Raw genomic sequence first — 14,806 nt, 5'->3', positions numbered from 1 at the left:
ACACATCGCCCGTGCCGTCGGGGAACCCGTCCGCAGGGTGTTTTCCCCCCGCGGCGCAGGCAACCCGGTGCCGACGTACGAACCGCGCGTGCCGGGGTCCGTCCCCGCCGTCGCGCCCGAGGAGGTCCGGATGACCATCATCGAGCCCTCGCCGCCCGGCCGGGGCCCACGCATCGGCGTGCTCGGCTCCTACGGCGGTTTCAACACCGGCGACGAAGCCATTCTCACCTGTGTGCTGAGCTGTCTGCGCGCCCACCGGCCGCAGGCCCGGCTCGTCGTGTTCAGCCGGGACTCCGCGCACACCCGCGTCCACCAGAGCGAGGCCGACGAGGTCGTCGACTGGGAGAACGTGCCGCAGAAGCCGGTGCTCGACGTGCTCTCCGGCCTGGACCTGCTGGTGCTCGGCGGCGGCGGCATCCTCTACGACGGCGAGGCCCGCCGCTATCTCCGCCTGGTCGGAGCAGCCCAGGCCAGGGGTGTGCCCACGTTCGCCTACGCGGTCGGCGCCGGGCCGCTGCGGGAGGCCGACGACCGGGCGGCGGTGCGGGCGGTGCTGCCGGCCATGGACGAGGTCGTGGTGCGCGACGAGGAGTCCCGGCTCGTCCTGGAGGAGGTCGGCATCGACCGCGACCTCTCCGTCACCGCCGACCCCGCCCTGCTGCTGCCCCCGGAGCCGTTCACCGAGCAGATGATGCGCCAGGAGGGCGTCCCGGCCGGGGTGCGGCTGGTGGGCATGTCGGTGCGCGAGCCGGGCCGGGCGGCGGAGAAGCTCGACGAGGGCGACTACCACGCGCTCCTCGCCGACGTCGCCGACTTCCTGGTCCGCCGGCTGGACGCGCACGTGGTCTTCGTGCCGATGGAGCGGCAGGACGTCCGCCACGCGCACGGCGTGCTGTCCCGGATGACCGCGCCCGACCGCGGACGGATCCTGCACAACGCCTACAGCCCAGGCCAGGTCCTCGGTTTCATGAGCCATCTGGACCTGGTGGTCGGCATGCGTCTGCACTTCCTGATCTTCGCGGCGCTGTCCGGGCTGCCGGTGCTGCCGCTGCCGTACTCCGGGAAGGTCTTCGACTTCGCCCGCCGGATGGGCGCCCCGGCGCTGGTCGGCGTGGCCCGGGAGCAGGCGGGGCTGCTGCTGGCCGAGGTGGACCGGCTGTGGGACGAGTTCCCGCAGCGGCGCGGGGACTTCGACGAGCGGGTCCGGCAGCTGCGGGAACGCTCCCGGGAGACCTGTGTACGGCTCGGCGCCCTCCTCGACACCCTCCCGGCCTTCCCGGCCGACCCGGTCGACGTCACCGGCGTCGACCAGCTGAAGGCGGGCGATCCGCCGGCACGGGCCCAGTCGCCGTTCCCGGTCTGAGGCACGAGGGAGCCGCCACCGACAGCCCCGTCCGGCGACCGGACCAGCCGACGGGAAGAAGCAGCCGACCGGAACCAGCCGACGGGAAGAAGCCGACGGGAAGAAGCCGACGGGAAGAAGCCATGCCCCTCCTGGAGCCGCCACGAGAACCCCGCACCGTCACCCTGCCCGCGCGCCCGGCACGGCACGGGGGCCGCACGGACGTCCTGGTCGTCGGCGGCGGACCGGCCGGCACCGCGGCGGCGCACTCCGCCGCCGAGGCCGGCGCCGACGTCGTCCTGGTGGAGCGCTACGGATTCCTCGGCGGCAACGCCACCGCCGCCCTGGTGATGCCGCTGATGTCGTTCCACAACGAGCAGAAACAGGCCGTCTTCGACGACGCCGGCCAGGACGGCCGGCTGCTGCCCTCCGACCACGGCGAGGGCGAGGCGGTCGTGGCCGGGTTCCTGTGGCAGCTGCTGGACCGGCTCACCGCGCGCGGCGGCTGTGTCCCGCCCTCCCTGGACACCGGCTACACCGTGCCCTTCGACCCCGAGATCTTCAAACTGGTCCTCCTCGACCTGCTCGACGAGGCCGGCGTACGGCTGCTGCTGCACTCCTTCGCCTCCACCGCGCTGCCCCTGGACGACGGCTGGCGGGTGGTGTTCGAGACCAAGTCGGGGCCGGTGGTGATCGACGCCTCCGTGGTCGTGGACGGCACCGGGGACGGCGACGTGGCGGCCGCGGCGGGGGCGCCGTTCGAGGTGGGCCGGCCCGAGGACGGGCGGGTGCAGCCGATGACCCTGATGTTCCGCGTCGCCGACTTCGACCCGGAGGGCTTCGCCGGATACGTGCACGCGCACCCCGACCAGTGGCGCGGAGTGCACGGCCTGTGGGACCTGGTGGAGGAGGCCACCAAGGCGGGCGAACTGCGCCTGGCCCGCGAGGACATGCTGTTCTTCGGCACCCCGCACCCGCACGAGCTGAGCGTCAACAGCACCCGGGTGACCAGGGCCCTCGGCATCGACGTCTGGGACCTCACCCGGGCCGAGGTCGTCGCCCGCCGCCAGCTGGAGCAGATCGACCGCTTCCTGCGCACCCGGGTGCCGGGCTTCGAGCAGGCGTACGCCGTGCAGAGCGGCACCCAGATCGGCGTCCGCGAGACCCGCCGCATCCTCGGCGACTACCACCTCACCGGCCACGACATCCTCGGCGCCCGCTCTTTCCCGGACGTCGTCGCGCACGGCGCCTACCCGGTGGACATCCACAACCCGCGCGGCACCGGCACGGTCCTCAAGCGCGTGCCGCGCGGCCGGTTCTACGACATCCCGCTGCGCTGTCTGCTGCCCCAGGGCACCGAACGCCTCCTGGTCGCCGGCCGGTGCATCTCCGGCTCCCACGTGGCGCACTCCTCCTACCGGGTCATGCCCATCGCCATGGCCACGGGCCAGGCCGCCGGCGTCTGCGCCGCCCTTGCCGTACGCCTCGGCCGCACCCCCCGCAAGGTCCCCGTCGACCTGGTCCAGCAGGAGTTGCTGCGCCAGGGCGCCCGCCTTCAGCGACCGCACGAGGGACGGGTTCAGGCGGCGGGGGGCTGACCCCTCAGCCCAGCAGGGCGCCTCTCACGCTCTCACGCGTCGTTGTCCCGCCAGCGCCCGCCCTGCGGCGCGGTGTCGTAGCGGGTCGAGCGGTCGGCGTTGCCGGTGAAGTCGTTGTCGGTGACCCGGCCGCCCTCCCAGCGGCCGTCGGAGGTGATCCACAGGGCGTGGGTCTGGGTGCGCGGGTCCTGGTCGTCCCAGAACCGGTTGCCGTGCACATGCGGGCGGGTCAGCGGGGCCGCCACCGTGAGCCCGGCGCGCGGACCGGGCGAGTCCGGCAGCCGGTAGGCGGAGCCCGGCGGGGGAGTGCCGTCGCTCCAGGCCGTGCCGGCGCCGGGACGGCACGGCGCCAGCGTCAGCTCGGTGGCCGTGTTGCGCAGGACCAGGGCGCTCTGTCCGGCGACCGTCACCCGCTTGCCGCGGTGACCGTCGGCCGGCCAGCCGGCGTTCTCGTCGATCACCGAACGCGGCAGGTACCGCACCCCGTCACCGCCGCCGGCCGCCGCGGGCGCGGCCCGTCGCCCGTTGTCGCGGAACCGGTTCCCGAGGAACGCCGGCTCCCGCAGCGGCGCGTCCACCCGCACCCCGTCGAGCGCGTTGCCGCGGATGTCGTTGGACTCCAGCACCACATCGGCGGCCGGCTCCTGGTCGCCGCCCGCCAGATTGTGCTCCCAGTACCCGTACCGCCCGTTGTCGCTGATCCGGTTGCCGCGGAAGGCGTACGGCCCCGGCGTGTTGCCGAACCCGATCCCGTCGCGCACGTTGCCGTCGATGACGCACCCGGTGACGATCCCGCCCCGGCCGCCGATCCCCGAGGTGCCCTGCGAGGACACGTCGAACCCGGCCTCGTGGTTGCCGAGCATCGTGCAGTTGGCCACCAGCAGCCCGTCCGCGCCCCAGTCGGAGATGCCGAACCGGTTGTCCTCCGCGTGGCAGGCGGTGATCCGGATGCCCCGCGGCGGCGTCCACTCGGCCTGCTGCAGCTCCAGGAAGATCCCGTTCGTGCCGTTGCCGGTCGCCGTGCACGCCGTCACCGTCAGCCGCTCCACGTCCCCCCAGCCGCCGACGCCGATCCCGATGCCGGCGCCGCCCATCTTCTCCCCGGGGTCCTGCGCCCCGCACCGCTCGGCGAGCACCCCCTCCACGACCGTGTCCTGCAGGAAGTCGCAGCCGAATCCGGTGGCGGCGGAGTCGTGCACGTACAGGTCGTGGAAGCGGCCGCGCAGCACGTACTGCAGCCCGAGGCCCTTGGCCAGCGGCTGGTACTGCGTGGTGCGCACGCCCGAGGCGTCGATCTCGAAGTGCGCGAAGGTGATGTCGGCCAGATGGTTCTCCGGGCCCGCCCGGTGCTGCTGCGAGGTGAACCACGCGAGCGGCACCGGATCGGCGGGCCGGCCCGGGTTGCGCAGCACGAAACAGGTCGCGCCCCGCCCGGCGCCGATCAGCGACACCCCGCTGCGCCACACCACCGGCTCGTCCAGGATCAGATAGCGGCCCGGCGGCACGAGGATGCGGCGCGGCAGCCCGTCCGCCGCACGAGCCGCGCCCAGTTCGTCCACCAGGGCGGCCAGGGCCGGCCGGTCGTCGGTGGTGCCGTCGCCGGCCAGCCCGTGGGCGCGCGCGTCGACCGTCAGGGGCGTGGACATCGGCTCCTCCTCTCGCCGCGGACGCGGGACGAGTACCGGGGTTGCGCACCCCGCATGCGTGCCCTCGCAGCGGTTCGTCCGGGGAGCGCCGGGTACCCGTGCGGCCTGGACAGCAGGACGGAGCGGGAGGAGCGAACGATGCCTCCGCAGGCACCAACGGCCCCTTCGGGCGGCACCCGCCGCGACGGCCGGGGCTCCGCCCGCACGTCACGGCGCCGCGATCCCGTCGGCGGGCTCGACGACGAACCGGATCTGCTCGGCCAGTACCTGGCGCAGATCGCGGCCACCCCGCTCCTGGACGCCGAGCAGGAGGTGTGGCTCGCCCAGCGCATCGAAGCCGGCGTCCAGGCCCTTGAGGAGCTGGAGCAGGCCGAGGCCGGCGAGCGCGGGCTCACCCCGGCCCGGCGCCGCGAACTGGAGGCGGCCGCGCGCGACGGTCAGGCGGCCAAGGACCACATGGTGCGGGCCAATCTGCGGCTGGTGGTGGCGATGGCCAAGCGCCACGCCCACCGGGGGCTGCCGCTGCTGGACGTGATCCAGGAGGGCAACCTGGGTCTGATCCGGGCGGTGGAGAAGTTCGACCACACCAGGGGCTTCAAGTTCTCCACGTACGCCACCTGGTGGATCCGCCAGGCCATCGAGCGGGGCCTGGCCAACCACGCGCGCACGGTACGGCTGCCGATGCACGTGGTGGAGCAGCTGCACAAGCTCGCCAAGGTCGAGCGGCGCCTGCAACTGGCCCTCGACCGCGAACCGACCCCGGAGGAGGTCGCCCGGGAGGGCAAGATCGCCGAGGACAAGGTGGTCTGGCTGCGCCGGGTGGGACGGCACGCCGTCAGCCTGGACACCCCTGTGGACGACACCGGCGAGACCGTCGTCGGCGACCTCATCCCCGACACGGAAGTACTGCAGGCCCCCGAGGTCGCCGAGTACCAGGCGCTGGCGGAGGAACTGCGCGACGCCGTCGGCACCCTCGCGCCCCGCGAGGCGATGATCCTCAGCCTGCGCTACGGCCTGCACGACGGCCGTCCGCGCACCCTGGAGGAGGTGGCCCGGCACGTCGGCCTGACCCGCGAGCGGGTCCGCCAGCTGGAGAAGCAGTCGCTGGTCCTGCTGCGGGAGCGCGAAACGGGCGAACGCCTTATGGCATGGGCGAGTTGACCTCCTGTCCCAGCCGAATTCTCACGGGACGATCACACTTCCCCCATCTCCTTGCCTAAGTCAATCAATTGTCCTACCTTCGTGGGCCGTATCGATGCGCGCTGCCCTCACGGAGGCCCGACAGCATGTCCCACGCACACCCCCGGCCCGCCGAGGAGGTGGCCGCTCCCGCGCGGACCAACCTCGTCGTGGCGGTGCTGGCCTTCGGCGGGATCGTCGTCTCGCTGATGCAGACCCTGGTCATCCCGATCGTGCCGGAGCTGCCGAGGCTGCTGGACGCTCCCGCGTCCGACGCGGCGTGGGCGGTCACGGCGACGCTGCTGGCGGCGGCGGTGGCCACCCCGGTGATGGGCCGGCTCGGTGACATGTACGGCAAGCGGCGCCTGCTGCTGGTGAGCGTGGTGCTGCTGGTGGCGGGTTCGGTCACGGCGGCGCTCAGCGACAGCCTGGTGCCGATGATCGTGGGCCGGGCGCTGCAGGGCCTGGCCTCCGGGGTGATCCCGCTGGGCATCAGCATCATGCGCGACGAGCTGCCCGCCGAGCGGCTGGGCTCGGCCACCGCGCTGATGAGCGCCTCTCTCGGCGTGGGCGGTGCGCTCGGTCTTCCGGCGGCGGCCCTGATCGCGGACCACTTCGACTGGCACGTGCTGTTCTGGACCTCGGCCGTCCTCGGCGCGGTGGCCTTCCTGCTGGTCCTGGCGCTGGTGCCGGAGTCGGCGGTGCGCACGGGCGGCCGGTTCGACGTGGTGGGCGCCCTCGGCATGGCCGCCGGCCTGGTCTGTCTGCTGCTGGGCATCTCCAAGGGCGCGGACTGGGGCTGGGGGAGCGGCACCACGCTGGGCCTGTTCGCCGCCGCGGTGGTGGTCCTGCTGCTGTGGGGCGCCTACGAACTGCGCGCGAAGGAGCCGCTGGTCGACCTGCGCACGACCGCCCGTCGGCAGGTGCTAGTCACCAACCTGGCCTCGATCGCCTTCGGCTTCTCGATGTTCGCGATGTCCCTGGTGCTGCCGCAACTGCTCCAGCTGCCCGAGGCGACCGGCTACGGCCTCGGCAGGTCGATGCTCGACGCCGGTCTGGTCCTCGCGCCGACGGGCCTGGTGATGATGACGACGGCCCCGCTGTCCGCCGCGATCTCCCGGGCGCGGGGGCCCAAGGTGACCCTGATGCTCGGAGCGGTTGTCGTCGCGGCGGGCTACGGCCTGAACATCTGGCTGATGAACGCCGTCTGGCAGCTCGTCCTCGTCTCCTGTGTCATCGGCGCCGGCGTCGGCTTCGCCTACGGTGCCATGCCCGCCCTGATCATGGGCGCCGTCGAGCCGTCCGAGACGGCGGCGGCGAACAGCCTCAACACCCTGATGCGGTCCATCGGAACCTCCGTGGCCAGCGCGGTGTCCGGGGTCCTTCTCGCCCATCTCACGACGGACTTCGGGTCCCTCGCGCTGCCCTCCGAGAACGGGTTCAAGGTGGTGATGGCGACCGGCGCCGGTGCGGCCGTCGTGGCCCTGCTGGTCGCCGCGTTCATCCCGGGCCGCCGCCCGGCCGCGACGCCCGCCGCCGAGAAGGCGAGCGAGGGACCCCTCGGTGCGGAGCCTCTCGCTGCGGAACCCGTAGGCGAGGAGGCCGTGGGCGCGGCGGTCGCCGTACCGCTGGCCCGGGCGGTCGCGGAGCTGGTGGCCGCGGTGCCCGGACTGTCCGGTGACGGGCCGGCGTCCGGCGGTGCCGAGGTGCGGGGCCAGGTGCGCGGCGCCGAGTCCGCGCCGCTGCCGGGGGCCGCGCTCACCCTGATCTCCCTGGAGGGGCGGCAGTTGGGCCGCGCGGTCGCGCTGGCCGACGGCTCCTACACCCTGTCCGCGCCCGGGCCGGGGACGTATGTGCTGATCGCCGCCGCGGACGGCTGCCGCCCGCAGGCCACCACCCTGGTCGTCACCGGCCGGGAGGTCTGTCACGACGTGCTGCTCGACGGCACCGGCGGGCTGACCGGCGTGGTGCGCTCCGCGGACGGCGGGGCGCCGGTCGCCGACGCGGTCGTCATCGTCACCGACGTCCGCGGCGACGTCCTGGCCACCGGACGGACCAGCTCCCTGGGCGAGTTCACCGTCACGGACCTGGTGCCCGGCCCGGTCACCGTCGCCGTCAACGCCCCCAAGCACCGGCCGCTGGCGCTGCCCGCCGAGATATCCGGCACCGGCGTCACGCGCCTCGACGTCGAGCTCACCGCGGGCGCGTACGTGCGCGGCACCGTGCTCGGCGCCGGCGCACCGCTCGGCGACGCGCGGGTCACCCTGGTGGACGCGGCCGGCAACGTCGTCGCCACGACCACGACCGGCGCCGACGGGGCCTACGCCTTCTCCGACCTCGACGGCGGCGCGTACACGGTGATCGCGACCGGCTACCCGCCCAGGGCGACCGGCATCACCGTCGCGGGCGGGGGACTGGGCGAACACGACATAGAGCTCGCCCATCCCGCGACGTAGCCGGCGTCACTCACGGTCCGCCGCCACCGCCACCTCCCGTGCCCAGCGGTAGTCCGCCTTGCCGCTCGGGGAGCGGTGGACCGACTCGGTGATCACCAGCTGGCGCGGGATCTTGTACCCGGCGAGCCGGGTGCGGCAGTGGGTCTGGATGTCCCGCAGGGTGGGCCGGGGTGCGCCCGAGCGCAGCTGGACGACGGCCGCCACATGGTGGCCCCAGCGGGCGTCCGGCACCCCGGCCACCAGGGCGTCGTAGACGTCGGGATGCGCCTTCAGCGCCTGCTCGACCTCCTCCGGGTACACCTTCTCGCCGCCGGTGTTGATGCACTGCGAGCCGCGTCCGAGGACGGTGACCACGCCGTCCTCGTCGACGGTCGCCATGTCCCCGAGCAGCACCCACCGCACCCCGTCCCGCTCGAAGAAGGTCTCGGCGGTTTTCTTCGGGTCGTTGTAGTAGCCGAGCGGCACGTGCCCGCACTGCGCGACCCGGCCCACCTCGCCCGGCCGGACCGGTTCCCGGGTCGCCGGGTCCACCACCCGGGTGCGGGCGTTGACGCGGATGCGGAAACCCCGCTCGGCCCCGGCGTCCTCGGTCGCGGTGCCGTTGAAGCCGGACTCGGAGGAGCCGAAGTTGTTGAGCAGCATCACGTTCGGGACCAGCCGCAGGAACTCCCGGCGCACGGTCTCCGACATGATCGCCCCGGAGCTGGAGACGCTGAACAGCGAGGAGCAGTCGGTGCCCTTCAGCGGTCCGGCGAGCGCGTCGATGAGGGGCCGCAGCATCGCGTCGCCGACCAGGGACACACTGGTCACCCTCTCCTTCTCGATGGTCCGCAGCACCTCCTCGGGCACGAACCGCCGGTGCAGCACCACCCGCTGCCCGAAGTGGAAGCCGATGAACGCGGTGAGGGTCGAGGTGCCGTGCATCAGCGGCGGGGTCGGGAAGAAGGTGATCCCCGTCCCGCCGGCCGCCACCCGCTCGGCCAGCTCCTGCGGCCGGCTCACCGGCACCCCGGTCGGCGCCCCGCCGCCGAGGCCTGCGAAGAACAGGTCCTCCTGGCGCCACATCACCCCCTTCGGCAGCCCGGTGGTGCCGCCGGTGTAGACGATGAACTGGTCGTCACCGGAGCGCGCCGGGAAACCGCGGCCGGGGGAGGCCTGCGCCTCCGCCTCGCCGAAGGCGACCGCGGCCACCCGCACGGCGTCCGGCTCGCCCACCCGCACCAGATGCCGCAGCCGCGGGCACCGCGGCAGCGCGGCCGCCACCCGCCCCTCGAACTCCGCGTCGAAGACCAGGGCCGAAAGATCGGCGTCCCGGTAGAGATAGGCCAGCTCCTCCTCGACGTACCGGTAGTTGACGTTCACCGGCACGATCCGTGCCTTGAGGCAGCCGAGCACCGTCTGCAGGTACTCCACCCCGTTGTACAGATGCAGCCCCAGATGCTCCCCGGGCCGGATGCCGCTGTCGGCCAGATGGTGGGCGACGCGGTTCGCCGCCGCGTCCAGCTGCGCGTAGGTGAGCCGGCGCTCGGCGCCGGTGCCCGGGTGGTCGACGTACACCAGGGCCTCGCGCCGCGGGACGACGTCGACGACCGACTCGAACAGGTCGGCAAGGTTGTACTCCACCGCTCCTCCTGACCTTCGACGGGCCCGGCCGGCGACGCCGGTCCGCCGTCATCAGAGCAAACGGCGCGAGCGGTGGGAAGAGCCCGCGCGACAGAAATCTGACTGACTGTCAGAAAACCCTTGAAGTGCCCAGGCGTCTCCTGCAACCTGTTCTCGTTCCGAGAGAGCCGACAGCAGGGGAGACGGGCCATGTCCGGAACGGAACACCTCACCGTGCGGCGCGAGGGCGCCACCCTCGTGCTCACCCTCAACCGGCCCGAGGCCAAGAACGCGCTCTCGCTGCCCATGCTCGTCGGCCTCCACGACGGCTGGATCGAGGCCGACGAGGACGACACCGTCCGCTCCGTCGTCCTCACCGGAGCCGGCGGCGACTTCTGCGCCGGCATGGACCTCAAGGCGCTCGCCGACGGCGGGGGACTGGCCGGAGAGGGCCACCGGGAACGGCTCAAGGCCGACCCCGACCTGCACTGGAAGGCGATGCTGCGCCACCACCGCCCGCGCAAGCCCGTCATCGCCGCCGTCGAGGGCCACTGCGTCGCGGGCGGCACGGAGATCCTCCAGGGCACCGACATCCGCGTGGCGGGCGCCTCCGCCACCTTCGGGCTGTTCGAGGTGCGGCGCGGCCTGTTCCCGATCGGCGGCTCCACCGTGCGCCTGCCCCGGCAGATCCCCCGCACCCACGCCCTGGAGATGCTGCTCACCGGCCGGCCGTACAGCGCCCGCGAAGCCGCGGACATCGGCCTGATCGGCCACGTCGTCCCCGACGGCACCGCGCTCGACAAGGCCCTGGAGATCGCCGAGCTGGTCAACGCCTGCGGCCCCCTCGCCGTCGAGGCGGTCAAGGCGTCCGTCTACGACAGCGCGGACCTGACCGAGACCGAGGGCCTGGCCGCCGAACTGAAGCGGGGCTGGCCCGTGTTCGGCACCGACGACGCCAAGGAAGGCGCCCGCGCCTTCGCCGAGAAACGCCCGCCCGACTTCAAGCGGGCCTGACCAGGGAGTCACCGTGCCCGAAGTGCTCACCGCCCCGCTGGTCGTCGAGTTCCCCTTCACCCGCTCCCTCGGCCCCGTGCAGAGCGCCTTCCTCACCGGACTGCGCGAACGCGTCGTGCTCGGCGTGCGCACCGCCGACGACCGCGTCCTCGTCCCGCCCGTCGAGTACGACCCGGTCACCGCCGACGAGCTGAGCGAGCTCGTCGAGGTCGCCGCCACCGGCACCGTCACCACCTGGGCCTGGAACCCGGCCCCGCGCCGCGGCCAGCCCCTGACCACACCGTTCGCCTGGGCCCTGATCCGCCTCGACGGCGCCGACACCGCCCTGCTGCACGCCCTCGACGCCCCCGGCCCCGACGCCGTGCACACCGGCATGCGGGTCCGCGTCCGCTGGGCCGGGGAACGCCGCGGCGCCATCACCGACATCGCCTGCTTCGAGCCGTACGACGGCGACCCCGGCCATCTCACCGGCCACAGCGGCGCGTTCGCCGACCCGGTCACCGGCATCGTCGCCCCCGCGCGCCTGGACTACACCTACTCGCCCGGCCGCGCCCAGTCCGCCTACCTCCACGCCCTCGCCGGGCACCGCACCGTCGGCGAACGCTGCCCGGTCTGCCGCAAGGTCTACGTCCCGCCCCGCGGCGCCTGCCCCACCTGCGGGGTCGCCACCACCGAGCAGGTCGAGGTCGGGCCGCGCGGCACCGTCACCACCTTCTGCATCGTCAACATCAAGGCGAAGAACCTGGACATCGAGGTCCCCTACGTCTACGCCCACATCGCCCTGGACGGCGCCGGCCTCGCCCTGCACGGCCGCATCGCCGGCATCCCCTACGACCAGGTCCGCATGGGACTGCGCGTGGAGCCCGTGTGGACCGAGGGCACCCGCTACCCCGACCACTACCGGCCCACCGGCGAACCCGACGCGGAGTACGACACCTACAAGGAGCTGCTGTGAGGCGTGACATCGCGGTCGTGGCCTTCGCCCAGACCGACCACCGGCGCACCAGCGACGAGCAGTCCGAGGTGGAGCTGCTCATGCCGGTGCTGCACGAGGTGCTGGAGCGCACCGGCCTGCGGACCGCCGACATCGGCTTCACCTGTTCCGGGTCCTGCGACTACCTCGCCGGCCGCGCCTTCTCCTTCACCCTCGCACTCGACGGCGTCGGCGCCTGGCCGCCGATCTCCGAGTCGCACGTCGAGACGGACGGCGCCTGGGCCCTGTACGAGGCCTGGACCAAGCTGCTCACCGGCGACGCCGACACCGCCCTGGTGTACGCCTACGGCAAGTCGTCGCCCGGCCCGCTGCGCGACGTCCTCACCCGCCAGCTCGACCCGTACTACGTCGCCCCGCTGTGGCCCGACTCCGTCGCCCTCGCCGCCCTCCAGGCACAGGCGCTCCTCGACGCCGGCCTGACCGGCGAGGGCGAGCTCGCCGCCGTCGCCGCCCGCAGCCGCGAGGCCGCGACCGCCAACCCGCACGCCCAGCTCGCCGGGCCCGTCCCGCACGGCGACCACGTCGTGGCCCCGCTGCGCACCGGCGACTGCCCGCCGATCGGCGACGGCGCCGCCGCCGTGATCCTCGCCGCCGGGGAGCGGGCCCGCGAGCTGTGCGACCGGCCCGCCTGGATCCGCGGCATGGACCACCGCACCGAGGCGCACGGTCTCGGCGTACGCGACCTGACCGACTCGCCCTCCACGCGGCTGGCCGCCGAGAAAGCGGGAGCCTTCCAAGCACCCGTGGACACCGCCGAGTTGCACGCCCCCTTCACCTCCCAGGAGGTGATCCTGCGCCGCGCGCTGCGGCTCGGGGACGAGGTGTGCGTCAACCCCTCCGGCGGCGCGCTCGCCGCCAACCCCGTCATGGCCGCCGGCCTGATCCGCATCGGCGAGGCCGCCGCCCGCATCCACCGCGGCGCCTCCGACCGCGCCCTCGCCCACGCCACCTCCGGGCCCTGTCTGCAGCAGAACCTGGTCGCCGTCCTCGAAGGGGAGCCCCGATGAGCAAGGAGCCCGTGGCCGTCGTCGGCATCGGCCAGACCAAGCACGTCGCGGCCCGCCGGGACGTCTCCCTCGCCGGGCTCGTCCGCGAGGCAGCCCGACGCGCCCTGGACGACGCCGAGCTGACCTGGGCCGACGTCGAGGCCGTCGTCATCGGCAAGGCGCCCGACTTCTTCGAGGGCGTGATGATGCCCGAGCTGTACCTCGCCGACGCCCTCGGCGCGGTCGGCAAACCCCTGCTGCGCGTCCACACCGCCGGCTCCGTCGGCGGCTCCACCGCCCTCGTCGCGGCGAACCTGATCGCGGCCCGCGTGCACGGCACCGTGCTGACCGTGGCGTTCGAGAAGCAGTCCGAGTCCAACGCCATGTGGGGACTGTCCCTGCCGGTCCCCTTCCAGCAGCCGCTGCTCGCGGGCGCCGGCGGCTTCTTCGCCCCGCACGTGCGCGCCTACATGCGGCGCAGCCAGGCGCCCGACACCATCGGCGCGCTCGTCGCCCACAAGGACCGGCGCAACGCGCTGAAGAACCCCTTTGCCCACCTCCACGAACACGACATCACGCTGGAGAAGGTGATGGCCTCGCCCATGCTGTGGGACCCCATCCGCTACTCCGAGACCTGCCCCTCCTCCGACGGCGCCTGCGCCATGGTCCTCACCGACCGCGCCGGGGCCGCCCGGGCCCCCAGGCCGCCCGCCTGGATGCTCGGCGGGGCCATGCGCAGCGAACCCACACTCTTCGCCGGCAAGGACTTCGTCTCCCCGCGGGCCGGCCGGGACTGCGCCGCCGACGTCTACCGGCAGGCCGGCATCACCGACCCGCGCCGGCAGATCGACGCGGCCGAGATCTATGTGCCCTTCTCCTGGTACGAGCCCATGTGGCTGGAGAACCTCGGCTTCGCCGACGAGGGCGAGGGCTGGAAGCTGACCGAGTCCGGCGTCACCGAACTGGACGGTGAGCTGCCCGTCAACATGTCCGGCGGGGTGCTGTCCTCCAACCCCATCGGCGCCTCCGGCATGATCCGCTTCGCCGAGGCCGCCCTCCAGGTGCGCGGCCAGGCCGGGGAGCACCAGGTCGCCGGCGCCCGGCGGGTCCTCGGCCACGCCTACGGCGGCGGCTCGCAGTTCTTCTCCATGTGGCTGGTGGGATCCGAACCCCCCACGTCCTGAAGGAGCGCCAAAGGTCCCCCTCACGTGGCCTGTTGGGGGCACCGGTCGATCGCTAGGCTGGCCGCGGACGACAAGTCGGGAGGAGCACGGACGTGGCCGAGAGCACCATCCAGCAGCAGCCGCTCGCGAGCTGGGACAAGCCGGAGCTGGACCTCAGCAACGCCCAGTGGCAGTCGACCAGCCGGGGCCTGGGGGATGTCCAGATCGCCTTCGTCGAAGGGTTCATCGCGATGCGCAACAGCGGCCGGCCCGAGAGCCCGTCCCTGATCTTCACCCCCGCGGAGTGGGGCGCCTTCGTCTCCGGCGCCCGGGAGGGCGAGTTCGACCTGACCTGAGCCGCATACGATGCCGCGGTGACGATCACCTATGAGTGGCGGGGCGACTTCACCGACGGCGAAGTGGACGGCCTGCACGCGGAGAGCTTCGGTCACCCGCCCCTCGGAGAGAAGTGGCGGGCCCGGCTCCACCGCCACAGCCTGGGCTGGGTCTGCGCCCGGCGCGGCGGCGTGCTGGTCGGCTTCGTGAACCTCGCCTGGGACGGCGGCGCCCACGCCTTCGTCCTGGACACCATGGTGGCCGGGGCCGAGCGCGGGGCCGGCGTCGGCGCCGCCCTCGTCGCCGAAGCGGCCCAAGGTGCCCGCGCGGCGGGCTGCGCCTGGCTCCACGTCGACTACGAGCGGGAGCTGGAGCCCTTCTACCTGGGCGCATGCGGCTTCAAGCCGACCGCCGCCGGACTGCTCGCGCTCTGACCCTCGCGGGAGTACCAGCCCCTCTCCTTTTTCAGTTTTTCCGGCCTTTTCCGGAC

The 14,806-nt window shown here is 73.4% G+C and carries 12 protein-coding genes; 10 read left to right on the top strand and 2 right to left on the bottom strand.

Annotated features, from left to right (window positions below; genetic code table 11):
* Positions 1–130 precede the first annotated feature (130 nt).
* A complete protein-coding gene (locus C3489_RS20395) occupies positions 131–1,363 on the top strand; it encodes a polysaccharide pyruvyl transferase family protein (protein ID WP_103783362.1) in 1,233 nt (410 codons plus the stop codon).
* Positions 1,364–1,485: 122 nt separating this feature from the next.
* Positions 1,486–2,940 (top strand): FAD-dependent oxidoreductase, encoded by a 1,455-nt coding sequence (locus C3489_RS20390; RefSeq protein WP_103783360.1) that lies wholly within the window; start codon positions 1,486–1,488, stop codon positions 2,938–2,940.
* 32 nt (positions 2,941–2,972) lie between these two features.
* Here the strand turns inward: C3489_RS20390 and C3489_RS20385 are convergent, their stop codons facing one another.
* Positions 2,973–4,586, bottom strand: coding sequence for a right-handed parallel beta-helix repeat-containing protein (locus C3489_RS20385; RefSeq protein WP_103783358.1), 1,614 nt, complete (start codon positions 4,584–4,586; stop codon positions 2,973–2,975).
* Positions 4,587–4,724: 138 nt separating this feature from the next.
* Here C3489_RS20385 and C3489_RS20380 point away from each other — a divergent pair, with 138 nt between their 5' ends.
* Positions 4,725–5,747, top strand: a complete 1,023-nt coding sequence (locus tag C3489_RS20380; RefSeq protein WP_103783357.1) for a sigma-70 family RNA polymerase sigma factor — start codon at positions 4,725–4,727, stop codon at positions 5,745–5,747.
* Between the two features lie 125 nt (positions 5,748–5,872).
* Positions 5,873–8,221 (top strand): MFS transporter, encoded by a 2,349-nt coding sequence (locus tag C3489_RS20375; protein WP_103783355.1) that lies wholly within the window; start codon positions 5,873–5,875, stop codon positions 8,219–8,221.
* A gap of 6 nt (positions 8,222–8,227) precedes the next feature.
* On the opposite strand, the gene C3489_RS20370 is transcribed toward C3489_RS20375, so the two are convergent.
* On the bottom strand, positions 8,228–9,844 hold the full coding sequence (locus tag C3489_RS20370) for an acyl-CoA synthetase (RefSeq protein ID WP_103783353.1): 1,617 nt from the start codon (positions 9,842–9,844) through the stop codon (positions 8,228–8,230).
* A 189-nt stretch (positions 9,845–10,033) separates the two neighbouring features.
* On the opposite strand from C3489_RS20370, the gene C3489_RS20365 reads away from it, so the two are divergent.
* The 6 genes from C3489_RS20365 (at position 10,034) to C3489_RS20340 (ending at position 14,750) form a co-directional block, all read left to right on the top strand.
* Positions 10,034–10,837 carry a crotonase/enoyl-CoA hydratase family protein gene (locus C3489_RS20365; protein WP_103783351.1) on the top strand — a complete coding sequence of 268 codons (804 nt, stop codon included), beginning with the start codon at positions 10,034–10,036 and terminating at the stop codon, positions 10,835–10,837.
* 13 nt (positions 10,838–10,850) lie between these two features.
* Positions 10,851–11,792: a Zn-ribbon domain-containing OB-fold protein gene (locus C3489_RS20360; RefSeq protein WP_103783349.1), complete on the top strand. Its 942-nt coding sequence runs from the start codon at positions 10,851–10,853 to the stop codon at positions 11,790–11,792.
* Entirely contained in the window at positions 11,789–12,838 is a 1,050-nt protein-coding gene (locus C3489_RS20355) for a thiolase domain-containing protein (RefSeq protein ID WP_103783348.1), read from the top strand. Before C3489_RS20360 ends, C3489_RS20355 begins: the two co-directional genes overlap by 4 nt.
* Entirely contained in the window at positions 12,835–14,001 is a 1,167-nt protein-coding gene (locus tag C3489_RS20350) for a thiolase domain-containing protein (RefSeq protein ID WP_103783347.1), read from the top strand. The genes C3489_RS20355 and C3489_RS20350 overlap by 4 nt, the downstream gene beginning before the upstream one ends.
* Positions 14,002–14,093: 92 nt before the next feature.
* Complete coding sequence (locus C3489_RS20345; protein WP_103783345.1) at positions 14,094–14,336, top strand: DUF397 domain-containing protein; 243 nt, start codon at positions 14,094–14,096, stop codon at positions 14,334–14,336.
* Positions 14,337–14,354: 18 nt separating this feature from the next.
* A complete protein-coding gene (locus tag C3489_RS20340) occupies positions 14,355–14,750 on the top strand; it encodes a GNAT family N-acetyltransferase (protein WP_103783343.1) in 396 nt (131 codons plus the stop codon).
* The last annotated feature ends 56 nt before the right edge of the window (positions 14,751–14,806 follow it).

This window comes from Streptomyces sp. Ru71 (assembly GCF_002920535.1).
GTDB lineage: Bacteria > Actinomycetota > Actinomycetes > Streptomycetales > Streptomycetaceae > Streptomyces.
This window is presented reverse-complemented; position numbering and strand designations above follow the sequence as displayed.